Annotated in this window: 10 protein-coding genes; all 10 read right to left on the bottom strand. The window is 32.4% G+C overall.

What is annotated here, in order from left to right:
- Nucleotides 1–57 precede the first annotated feature (57 nt).
- Nucleotides 58–2,238: a ribonuclease R gene (gene rnr, locus COL3_RS00220; RefSeq protein WP_008423202.1), complete on the bottom strand. Its 2,181-nt coding sequence runs from the start codon at nt 2,236–2,238 to the stop codon at nt 58–60.
- A 489-nt stretch (nt 2,239–2,727) separates the two neighbouring features.
- Nucleotides 2,728–4,077: a nitrogenase component 1 gene (locus COL3_RS00215; protein ID WP_008423200.1), complete on the bottom strand. Its 1,350-nt coding sequence runs from the start codon at nt 4,075–4,077 to the stop codon at nt 2,728–2,730.
- A gap of 297 nt (nt 4,078–4,374) precedes the next feature.
- Nucleotides 4,375–5,925: a nitrogenase component 1 gene (locus COL3_RS00210; protein ID WP_008423197.1), complete on the bottom strand. Its 1,551-nt coding sequence runs from the start codon at nt 5,923–5,925 to the stop codon at nt 4,375–4,377.
- A gap of 233 nt (nt 5,926–6,158) precedes the next feature.
- A complete protein-coding gene (gene cysK / locus COL3_RS00205; protein ID WP_008423195.1) occupies nt 6,159–7,073 on the bottom strand; it encodes a cysteine synthase A in 915 nt (304 codons plus the stop codon).
- Complete coding sequence (locus tag COL3_RS00200; protein WP_008423192.1) at nt 7,070–8,230, bottom strand: PLP-dependent aspartate aminotransferase family protein; 1,161 nt, start codon at nt 8,228–8,230, stop codon at nt 7,070–7,072. The genes cysK and COL3_RS00200 overlap by 4 nt, the downstream gene beginning before the upstream one ends.
- A gap of 213 nt (nt 8,231–8,443) precedes the next feature.
- Nucleotides 8,444–9,316 carry a radical SAM protein gene (locus tag COL3_RS00195; protein ID WP_008423189.1) on the bottom strand — a complete coding sequence of 291 codons (873 nt, stop codon included), beginning with the start codon at nt 9,314–9,316 and terminating at the stop codon, nt 8,444–8,446.
- 75 nt (nt 9,317–9,391) lie between these two features.
- On the bottom strand, nt 9,392–9,739 hold the full coding sequence (locus tag COL3_RS00190; RefSeq protein WP_008423187.1) for a NifB/NifX family molybdenum-iron cluster-binding protein: 348 nt from the start codon (nt 9,737–9,739) through the stop codon (nt 9,392–9,394).
- A 14-nt stretch (nt 9,740–9,753) separates the two neighbouring features.
- Nucleotides 9,754–10,599 (bottom strand): MetQ/NlpA family ABC transporter substrate-binding protein, encoded by an 846-nt coding sequence (locus COL3_RS00185; protein WP_008423185.1) that lies wholly within the window; start codon nt 10,597–10,599, stop codon nt 9,754–9,756.
- Between the two features lie 105 nt (nt 10,600–10,704).
- The gene (locus tag COL3_RS00180) at nt 10,705–11,373 is read right to left on the bottom strand and encodes a methionine ABC transporter permease (protein ID WP_008423183.1); all 669 of its coding nucleotides are present in this window, start codon (nt 11,371–11,373) and stop codon (nt 10,705–10,707) included.
- On the bottom strand, nt 11,370–12,149 hold the full coding sequence (locus COL3_RS00175; RefSeq protein ID WP_008423181.1) for an ATP-binding cassette domain-containing protein: 780 nt from the start codon (nt 12,147–12,149) through the stop codon (nt 11,370–11,372). Before COL3_RS00175 ends, COL3_RS00180 begins: the two co-directional genes overlap by 4 nt.
- Between the last annotated feature and the right edge of the window lie 75 nt (nt 12,150–12,224).

Below are 12,224 nucleotides of genomic sequence, written 5' to 3'. Positions count from 1 at the left end.
GTATGACGCGAAACAGGCAAGCATACTGGTCTATTATTTTTTTGATTGTGCCTTATATTATACTAATTCAAGAACTTGATCTTTGGATTCTTCTGCTGCTTCCTCCCTTTTAGGTTCTTGTGTAATTTTAAAGAATACTTCTCTATTTGTTATATCTACATGAATACATTCTACTTTAACTTTATCTCCAAGCTTATAAAACTTCTTTGTTCTTTCACCAACAAGACTTAGGTGCGCTTCGTCAAATATATAATAATCATCATCTAAGTCAGTAATATGAACTAAACCTTCAATTGTATTTGGAAGTTCAACAAATACTCCAAAAGAAGTAACTGAAGATATAATTCCCTCAAATTCTTGACCAATTCTGTCTTGCATATACTCAGCTTTTTTAAGATCATCAACTTCTCTTTCAGCATCTTGTGCTTTTCTTTCCATTTCTGAAGATTGTTTTGCTGCATATCCAACTATATTTTTTAATTTATTTATTCTCTTCTCATCCATTTCTCCATGCAAGTGCTCTTTTATGATTCTATGAATTTGTAAATCCGGATATCTTCTTATTGGAGAAGTAAAATGGCAATAATACTGTGCTGCAAGACCAAAATGTCCACTACATTCTGGTGCATATCTTGCCTGCATCATAGAACGTAGCAATAAAGTACTTACAACAGTTTCTTCATTTTTTCCTTTAACCTTTTCTAAAATATCCTGCAGAGTTTTTGGATGGATGTCTTCTGTCCATTGGATTGCATATCCTAGATTATAAATAAATTCTTTAAATTTAGCTAACTTTTCTTCGTCCGGATTCTCATGTATTCTATATACAAATGGTAAATGAGTACCAAACATATGCTCAGCCACTGTTTCATTAGCTGCTAACATAAATTCTTCTATTATCCTATTAGCAATTTCACGATCATAAGGCTTAATTTCAATTGGCTTTCCGAGCTCATTTAATATTATTTTAGCTTCTGCTATCTCAAAATCAATAGCTCCTCGTTTTGTTCTTTTTTCTCTAAGAATATTGCAAAGATCTTCCATCATTTTAAAATCTTCATAAAGATAATCATATTTCTTGATTAATTCTTCATCGTGATCTTTTAAGATTTTTGTAACATCTGTATATGTCATTCTTTCATTAGTTTTTATTATTGATTCTACTATCTCATGATTTACAACTTTACCTTTTCGATCTATTTCCATAAAACATGTTAATGTTAATCTATCAACTCTTGGATTTAATGAACATATACCATTGGATAATTTTCTAGGAAGCATTGGTATAACTCTATCAATTAGATAAACCGATGTAGCTCTTTTCAATGCTTCTTTGTCTAAAGGATTGCTTTCTTTAACATAGTGAGTTACATCTGCAATATGAACTCCTAATTTATAATTTCCATTACTTAATTTTTCAATAGATACAGCATCATCTAAATCCTTAGCATCTTCTCCATCTATTGTAACCATCCTTAAGTCTCTTAAATCTCTCCTTCCTTTATATTCTCTTTCATCAATTTCATCAGGTACTCCTTCAGCGTAACTTAATACTTTTTCACTAAACTCTTCTGGAAGTCCAAGTTTTTTGATAATCATTAGAATATCTATTCCTCTATCGCCTTTTCTTCCTAAAATTTCTGTTACAACACCTTCTGCTTTTCTATTTGCTTCAGGCCATTTAGTTATTTTAACTGTAACAACATCTCCATCTTTCGCACCGTTTCTATCCTTTTTAGAAATGAAAACATCCTTAGATATTCTAGGGTCTTCCGAAACTACAAATCCAAAGTTTTGTGAGTCTTCATATACACCTACTATCTTTGTTGTATTCCTTTCGATAATTTCAACTACTTCGCCTTCTCTTTTTTTAGTACTTGAATCTTCCCTAGTTACTTTAACTGATATCTTATCTCCATTCATAGCTCCATGAATACAGTTGCTTGGGATAAATACATCCTTTTGCCCTTCTTCATCTGGGATAAGAAAACCAAAACCCTTTGCATGGGCTTGAAGTGTACCAGTAATTAATCCTTCTTGATTATTTCCTTGCACTATCATATATTTATTTTTCTTATTTCTCATAATAAAGCCTTCATTCTCCATCATTTTTAATGTCTTTTTAAAGGCACTATATTCATTTCTCTTTATATCAAACACGGCAACTAATTCTTCTATATCCATTGGTCTGTATGCAGGTTCTTTCATAAAACTTGCTAACATCTGTTTAATACCCATAGTAATTACCTCCATTATACAATTTACTATATATTATTACTCTATATCTATATACTACCACAATAATATTCTACATTATAGATTTTATCTTATATTAATATTAGTATTGACACATAATTGATAATTTATTAAATATTTTAATTGCTACTGGGTAGATAATTAACTCTTTGAATTTTGCTAACTATTGAAAATATTGGGTACATATTACATTAAGGATAAAAAAAGTATAACAAATAAAATTTTAGAATATATAGCTTATTTAAATATTTGTACGTAAGTCATGCTATTCAACAGAAATTTCAATCGATCTTCAATCCTTCCCCCTCCAATTAGATACTATACCAAATTATAAGCCTGACACTTTCTTTCGAAAATGTCAGGCTTATAATCATAATCCTATATTCAGAGTTTACTTACTACCCATATTTATAAACAAAAGTATTGTTTTGCTAACTATAATTAAATACTGTATGTAATCTCTTTTTATTATTATTTTCCACCTACAGTTGCCGTGTAAATTCTCTCTATCAACTGTAAAGCACCTCTATATCCTATATGACTTCTGTTCAATACTAATGTTTCAGAGGATGGTGGATCTATTTCTAGCAGCAATGCATTTTTTTCTCGTGCTACTTCAGATTCCCATGTTGAACCTAATATTAATGGAACTCCTGAACCGAAATCAGCTTCTGAAAGTGATTTTTCTGCAAAATAACCATCTTCAATATATTCTACCTCTACAGATACACCTTCTGATAGATTTCTAAATTCCTCACTTATTTTCTCTCTAAATTGCTCTGGCGGATTATCCGTAATGATTTGCTTCACAGGTATGAGTCCTATCTGATCTGATAAAAATTTTGTATAAGCAAGTGCATAAGCACTATCTCCTACAACAGCAAATCTAGACGGTAAGCCATACCAATACTCTGAAAAAAAGTTTGAAAATGAATCTAAAAAGTAATAATAGATTTCTGATTCTTCTGCAATAAATGCTTCCGCTTTTTCAGCATTAATCCCTGCATATTCAACTAATTGTCTTATAAACGCAGTTGTAGCTTCCTCACCAATAGGTATTACAGGAATATGCAAATAAGGCTGATTATATTTTTTTTCTAAATGTTTCGCAATTTTCACTCCTACCCATGGTGATATTACAAGATTAAATTGTGCTTTAGGAATTTCCTTCCACTCTTTTACTCCACCACTTTGTGGTCCAAAAAGCACATTTACTTCAAAGCCTATGTTCTTTAAAATTCTTACAATCTCCAAATAATCTCCACGCCAATTTGTATTAAAAAAAGGTGTTTCAAACCATAAATTAATTAATCCTTTTTTCTTGTCACCTTCATAATCTCCAACAAATTGGTCTATAATTGCTTCTACGACAATTTCATGACCCACTAGGTTTGAACCTTTAAAGCCAGCTGTATCTGCATAAACTATAGGGTAACCTGCTTCACGATATGTTTTTACAACTGCTCCAACATCATCTCCTATAAGCTCTCCAGTACAGCCTGTGGCTACCACAAATAATTCACCATTATAAATTGCTAAAGCTGATTTTATTAAATCATCAAGTTTTTTTTCACCACCAAATACAATATCATTCTCACCTACATTTGAACTAGGAACGTTACCTCCACCATTACTGGTAGAGCCTTGAAAACCATTTTCAAATCCCATAAAAAAATATTGTTTATACATGCACCCCGGGCCACAGTTCGCAATTGGAACACCTCCCTTAATTGCCACTGTAGTATATACCCCACCGATCGCACAAGCATAATGTGGATGTACTATTGAACTACTTTCTTTCTTTATCTTAGTCTCAGCCATTCTAATCCTCCTCGAATATTTTTACGAAAACTCTTTTTCCGTATTTTTGCAATCATTAATTTTTTGACTCTTTATCTTAGGACCAATAGTTATGAATTCTTCTGACTTTCATGCTTGGTTATAGGTTCAAAAGGTATACCAAATACAACCTTATTAATTCTCATTCTATAACTGCCATTTAAACTCATTCACCTATAGTGCGAACTTCCCATATCCAATAGAATCGCCAGTTTTCAAAACGTCCTTAACTCATTCGTCCTTCATGTCCATAACCAATGTATCGACGTAGCTCCTTTACTAAAGTTTAACTCTTTCATTAAGTACTTCAGGATGTCTTGCAAGCAAGAACGGATCATCTTGGCTAAGCCACCATTCATTATACGGGCTATTAACGTGTCTAGAAAGAACTTCATTAAACTTCTTTCTAGCAAGAATATCTAACAAAACTTCACCTGTCCTAATTATTCCATCATAACCAACAGGAAAATGCTCATCCCCCATCGCTAAAGATGGAATGCCAAGTTTTGCCGCTTCAGGTGCCAGTCCTTGATGTCGAATTATTACAAAATCTGTCTTTACTCGTTTAAATAAGGCATTTAGTTGGAATGCCTGTGTTTTACTTACTGTAAAATTAGGGATATCTCCGTAACTACTAATAAGCTCCTGCAACGTATCTTGATTCTCATGTCCACCATCATAAACTGGATCATGATGGAATACCACAGAGCCATCAACCTCTATCCCTAATTCGCGCAATACTGAAATAAGGCTATGTGCATAAGATGAACCTGTCATAACAAATCCTTTAATCCCTTTAAACTTATTGCGCAATTCCTGAATTTTAGGAAATACTCTTTCATGCTCACTCTTTATATATTCTTCGGTTTCTTTTTCCTTGCCAACAATTTTACCAATTGCTCGGAGCCATGCATCGGTGCCTGCAATTCCATAGGGTTGAGGTGCATCAACCTGTGGAACACCAAAATGTTCCTCAAGTGCTGTAGCCATATAAGAGCCAAGTGTGTGACAAAATGTTGCAGTAACTGCAGCTTCCGATGCCTGAGCAAGTTCATCATAACTTGCCATGTCTATCATATAATTTACTTTCAAGCCAAGAGGTTTTAATATTTCTGTAAAATAATCGGTTCCCCATAAAGCTACAATGTTTATTAAATCTTTCTGCTTTTTCGGCTCACGCTTTACTATTTGACGTAAAACTCCATGCTGTGAAACATCAAATCCAGTACTCCAATGTTTTGATCTAAAGCCTTCACAATGCAACGGAATAACAGTTATTCCAATTTCTTCTTCCATCTCAGCAGCAATACTATCTATATCTTCACCTATAATAGCAGTAGCACATGACATGGAAATAAAAATTGCTCTAGGATTAAGACGTTCCTTTACATCTCGTATTGTTTGTTTTAGTTTATCTGAAGCACCAAAAACCATATCATTTTCTAAAAGATTCGTGCTATAAATTTGTAAATTCTGTGGTGGTTTATTTCTTCTTCCAAGTCCCATGTTAAAGGCAAGATTAAACCAAGGGTTATCTGCTGAACATCCAATTGGAGCATGCTGAATCAGTATACAGTCTGTAATATTTCCTATTTGACATTCAACAATCGCATTAGCACACATCGTCTGTTGATTTAGAGGCGAATTTAATTCACACAATCGACATGCTTTTTGTTTTTCACAATCACCATGTTTTCTTTTACTTCTCAATTCATAGTTTGATTCCTTCCATAATTCAGTTGCCGAACCATCCCAAGCAGTTATAGTTCCTAATCTCATTTCTCGGTTCTCTACTTCCGTTAAGTTAAGATTTATTGTTTTTTTTGACATTATATCACCCTTTCTATTTATATCCATGTGAAAAGTATATTTATTCTAAATCCGCTTTAATGTTACAGGTCGGACTTCTGGGAAAATGTACTATCTTCTTAAGTCTATTTTTACCCAATGAAAAACATGGGTGTTTTATAGTTGATTCGTTGTGGGATTGCCATTTATCCACCTCATATAGTCTTTTGAATTGAATTATTTTGAGGTTCATCAAATGGAGACTGCAGTAAAATTTAATTATCAAAAAGGGTTGTACTTAAATACCTGTCTCCTCTATCCGGAAACACAACAACTATATTTCCATTCTCTATTTCTTGAGATAACTTTAAAGCTGCTGCAAGTATTGCTCCTGATGATGACCCAACGATTAATCCTTCTTTTTTTGCTAATAATCTTACCTTTTCAAAAGCCTCTTCATCATTAACCTTAATAACTTTGTCGACTAAAGATATATCCATTGTTTTTGGAACAAAATCATTACCTATACCTTCGATTTTATAGCTTTTATGCTCTCCACCAACCATTGTAGAGCCCTCAGGATCCGCTAGTATGCCCTTAATGTTTTTATTCTTTTCTTTTAAATACTTAACAATCCCAGTAAAAGTACCTCCACTTCCCGCACCTGCTACAAAGTAACTTATATGTCCCTCTAAGGCTTTATATATCTCAGGGCCAGTGCTTTCATAATGGGCTAATGGGTTGTCCTCATTTTCGAATTGTCCTAAGCTAATACTATTAGGAATTTCTTCAAGCAGCTCTTCAGCTTTATTTATCGCTCCAAGCATTCCTTCTTCATCTGGAGTATTTATAATATTAGCGCCTAAGGCCTTCATTAATTTTTGCTTTTCTATAGAAAATTTTGTTGGTACAACAAAAATAATATTATACCCTCTATTAATTGCAGCTAACGCTATTCCTAGACCAGTATTTCCTGCTGTTGCATCAATTATCGTATAACCTTCTTTTAATATGCCTTTTTTTTCAGCCCCCTGAATCATTGTTATTCCAATTCTATCTTTTACACTCCCACCTGGATTAAAGCATTCCAATTTAGCAAATATATTCACATTTTCTTTTACATTAATATGAGTTAGTTTTATTAATGGAGTATTTCCAATAAGTTCTTTTACATCACTTACGTAATTCATACTAAACTCTCCTTAAATGCATTGTTTAAGTCCTCTAATAAATCCTCAATGTTTTCAATTCCAACTGATAATCTTACTAAATTATCAACAATTCCAACTTCTTGTCTTATTTTATAAGGGATAGCAGCATGAGTCATACTTGCTGGATGACATATTAATGATTCCACACCTCCTAAGCTTTCTCCTAAAGTTATAAGTCTCAATGAACTTAGAAATTTTTTATAATCAACCTTTTCATTAATAACAAAAGATAATACTCCTCCAAAACCACTTGCTTGTTTTTTATGAATTTCATATCCTTTAGAATCTCTTAAACCAGGATAATAGATTTTTTCGACATATTCACTTTGAGATAAAAATTCTGCTATCTTTTCTGCATTTTCATTATGCCTATCTAATCTAACACCTAAAGTTTTTATACCTTGAAGTAATATAAAAGAATCAAACGGTCCAAGCACTCCTCCAGTGGAATTTTGTATAAAATGAAGCTTCTCCCAAAGTTCTTCATCATTTACTGCTATTAAGCCTGCTACTACATTACTATGTCCCCCTAAATACTTAGTTGCACTATGGACAACAATATCCGCACCGAACTCTAAAGGTCTTTGCAGGTATGGTGACATAAACGTATTATCTACAACAGTAAGTGCGCCATATTCTTTTGCAAGTTTGCTTACTTCTTCAATATCTGTAATATCCATAAGAGGATTTGTAGGTGTTTCAATAATAACTGCCTTTATGCCAGATCCATTTTTATTACTATCTAAAATTCTTTTAACATCACTTACTCTTGAAAAATCAACTATCTCATATTGAAGATTAAAATTTTTAAATACTTTATCAATTACTCTAAAGGTACCTCCATAAAGATTACTAGGAATAATTATTTTATCACCACTATGAAATAGAGATAGGACTGCTGTGATAGCAGCCATTCCACTGCTAAAGGCAAGACCGCCTATTCCACTTTCCAATAATGCAATAGTTTTTTCTAATGCTTCCCTTGTTGGATTTCCTGTTCTTGAGTATTCATATCCTTTATTTTTTCCAAGTTCCTGCTGCTTATATGTTGAAGTTTGATAAATTGGAACATTTACTGATCCTGTTGTTTCATCTCCATCAATAGCACCGTGAACTAATAATGATTCAATTTTCATTTTGATCTCCTCCTTAAGGCTATATTAGTGCGTAGCTTACTTTAACATCCATCTATCAAGGATATTGATAATTAAACTAATATAACTTACTATATATTACTCATATTATTCTTATTTGTTTACTATGTTTTTAAGGTAAATAAAACTTTAGTATTTTATTTACCTCAAACCTCTTTATTACATTTTCAAAGCTAACATTCTTTTCCATGATTTTTAGCCATGTGAAAATGTCTCAACTACCTCTTTATCATATAATTGTCCATGTATATCTTGATTTTTGCCTGGAACTCCGCAAGCATCTGCCCTGCAGTGTTTGCAATGCCTAAATACGTCAAGGTATTCACCTGCTTCTCCTCTGCAATTATCTAACATCAAACAAGATGGTGCCTCGAGATGTGAAAGTTCGTTTTGAGGTATCAGTGGAATTATATTTAAAATGGATGCTCCTAATTCCTTAGTTACTCTAGCGATTTCTTTAATATGCTTGTCATTTATCCCTGGAATTAAAACACTGTTGATTTTAACTATTACACCTAATTCACTTATCTTTTTAATTCCTTTAAGCTGTGCATCAATTAATTTTCTAGCACCTTCTTCTCCTTCTAATTTATTTCCGTTTTCATCTATTACGAAAGAGCATATATCTTTTTGAATTTTAGGATCAATAGCGTTGACTGTAACTGTTATTGTTTCAACTCCAGCTTCAACAATTTTTTCTGCTTTTTCTGCTAATCTTAATCCATTAGTACTTAAACAATTAATAAGATGTGGAAATTCCTTCTTTACTAATCTGAAGGTTTCAATAGCATGATCAGTTGCAAGAGTATCACCTGGTCCTGCAATTCCAACAACACTAATTTCAGGACATAAAGTTAATGCCTTCCTAACTGTTTTTACTGCTTCTTCCGGAGTAAGTAATAATGAACTTACACCTGGACGAATTTCCGATTTATTAAACCCTCTTTTGCAGAACTTACACTGTATATTACATGAAGGACTTACAGGTAAATGAATCCTTCCATATTTAAAATGAGCTTCACCACCTAAGCATGGATGAGTCTTTGCGAGATGAGAAAAATTTCCCATATAATTCACTTCCTTTATATTACTTTGAATAGATCTTTTACTATTCAAGATTTAAATTTATACTTATCTTAAAATCTAAAATATATCTAGAACATTAACTTTTGAATCTAATACCTTTTTAAGTATGTCTTCTATAAAATAAGGGGCTTCAATTCCTTTTACTCCTTTTGCCTCAACTTGGGCTAAAGCTCCTTGTCCTATTCTTGCAACAAAGACTGCCTTACAATCTGATATTAATTCAATGGATTTTGACATAGCATCTTCAGTATGTTGAAATTCCTGACAAGGCGGCTCATTAACCCGTGTTTCAACATACCTATAATCTTTCTCATCCACTTCAACAATCAAAAATTGTTTTGTTCTCCCAAAATGCTGATTAACAACCTTTCCATCACTACTTGCAAATGCTAACTTGTATGACATACTCTTCTCTCCTTTTAGAATGCTGGAACTACAGCTACTCCATATTTTTCTTTTATGAAGTTTTTAACATCATCAGTTGTTAATGCAGCTATTAGCGCTTTAATTTCTTTTCTATCTTTATCACCTTTTCTTACCACAACTATATTTGCATAAGGAGAATCTCCACTTTCTCTAATAAGCGCTGTATTGGGGTCAATTTTTGCATCTAAAATTATATTAGTATTTATGACTGCACCTGCTAAATCATTAAGAGACCTTGGCAGCTGTGCTGCATCAGCTTCTACGAATTGAAGATGCTTAGGATTTTCTGCTATATCGTTAGGTGTTGCAGAATAGTCTGCAAGTCCACTTTTTAACTTAATAAGGCCATTTTTTTCTAGCAGAACTAGTGCTCTATACTCATTTGATGGATTATTAGGTATTCCAATTTTATCTCCATCTTTTAAATCATTTATTGACTTTATCTTGTTAGAATATAATCCTATTGGCTCAATATGGATTTTTCCTGCAACCTCAAAGTTATATCCTTTCTCTTTTGATATAGATTCTAAGTAAGGAAGATGTTGAAAGTAATTCGCATCAATTTGCTTCTCATCTAATGCTGGATTCAATTGACCTTCATCATCTAAGGTTACTATTTCTAAATTTATCCCTTGCTCCTTAAGCTTTGGTTTAATGTGCTCTAATATCTCAGCATGAGGTGTTGCTGCTGCACCTACCTTTAAGGTCACTTCACTTTTTTCACTTGATGCGCTTGTACTTGCTTGTTTGCTTGCATCTTGTTTACTAGCTGAGCATCCAGCAAATACCCCTACTAATAATAGTCCGCTTGTTATTATTGACAATAATTTTTTATTCATTTTAATTCCCCCCATTTTTACTATAATTTTTTAATTGACTATAAAAGTTTAAGTAATTTTACATTTATGATGAAATTGATTTTTATAAAATGAAATCAATTAATTCTATTCAAATTTGAATCTTTTCTTATTAATAGTTTTTGCAATAAAATCTCCTATTAATTGGATTGATTGTACTATTACTACCAATATAACTACAGTTCCTATAAGTACATCTGTACGAAATCTTTGATACCCAAATCTAATGGCCAGACTTCCAAGTCCACCTGCACCAATTGCTCCTGCTATAGCTGTAAAACCTATTATTCCAATTACTGCTATAGTAATTCCTCTAACAATTGAAGGAAGTGCTTCTGGAAGTAATACTTTTTTTATTATTTCAAAAGGGGTCGCACCCATTGCCTCTGCAGCTTCTATCTTTCCAAATTCAACTTCTTTTAAGCTATTTTCAATTATCCTAGCAAGAAATGGTGCAGAACCTATAGAAATTGAAATTATTGCTGCATTTGCCCCTAAAGTAGTTCCCACTATTAATTTGGCTAATGGTAATAAAATAATTATGAGTATCATTTCTGGCATAGATCTTATCACATTAATTATAAAACCAACAATCTTATTGACTTTAAGTAAAGGAAATATGCCGCCTTTATCACTCACAACAAGCAAAACTCCTACTGGGACACCTAGGATAAATGCTAATATTGATGAAATAAAAACCATATACAAGGTTTCTTTTGTACCAGTCAAAAGAAGACCTACTAAATCGCTATTCATATTCCTTCACCTCCTAAGAATTTTCTATTCTTTTGAAATCCATTTGTTATATTTATAAACTTCTTTAATGTATCACTTTTAGGGTTTGAGAATAAATTTTCTGTATCTCCAGTTTCTACAATACGTCCATCTTCTAAAACAACCATATTGTTTGTACAATATCTTAATACGTCTAATTCATGTGTTATTATAACTATTGTTAGATTTAACCTTTTGTTTATATTCCTTAAAAGTTCTAAAATTGAAAATGTTGTTTGTGGATCTAAAGCGGAAGTTGCCTCATCACTTAATAGCACGTCAGGTTCATTAGCTAATGCTCTAGCAATGCCAACCCTTTGTTTTTGACCTCCACTTAATTGTAATGGATAAGAATCTCTTTTTTCTGACAGTTCAACTAATTCTAATATTTCTTCTACCCTGCTTTTTATCTTATCCTTTCTGTATCCAGAGATTTCTAATGGGAACGCAATATTTTCATAAACAGTTCTTGAATCAAATAAATTAAATTGTTGAAATATCATTCCTATTTTTTTTCTAGCATTTCTTAACTCGCTTCTGTTTAACTTTGTTATTTCATTTTCTCCAATAACAATGCTACCTGAGTCTGGTTTTTCAAGACCGTTTAAACATCTTATCAGAGTAGATTTTCCAGCACCGCTAAAGCCTATTATTCCAAAAATGTCACCTCGATGAATTCCAAACTGTATATTCTTCAATACTTCTACTTTTCCAGTTGGAGTATTAAAGGTTTTGCTTACATTAGTCACGTTTATCATAAAATTGCCTCCCCATTATATAAGTTAGTGTAAAGTATTTACACTACTCTTCTTAATTTTTTCTTTATATATCAA

The sequence above is a fragment of the Clostridium sp. LS genome, from assembly GCF_002760435.1.
Classification (GTDB): domain Bacteria; phylum Bacillota; class Clostridia; order Clostridiales; family Clostridiaceae; genus Clostridium.
The sequence above is the reverse complement of the archived record's forward strand: the minus strand, read 5'-3'. Positions and strand labels throughout refer to the sequence as shown.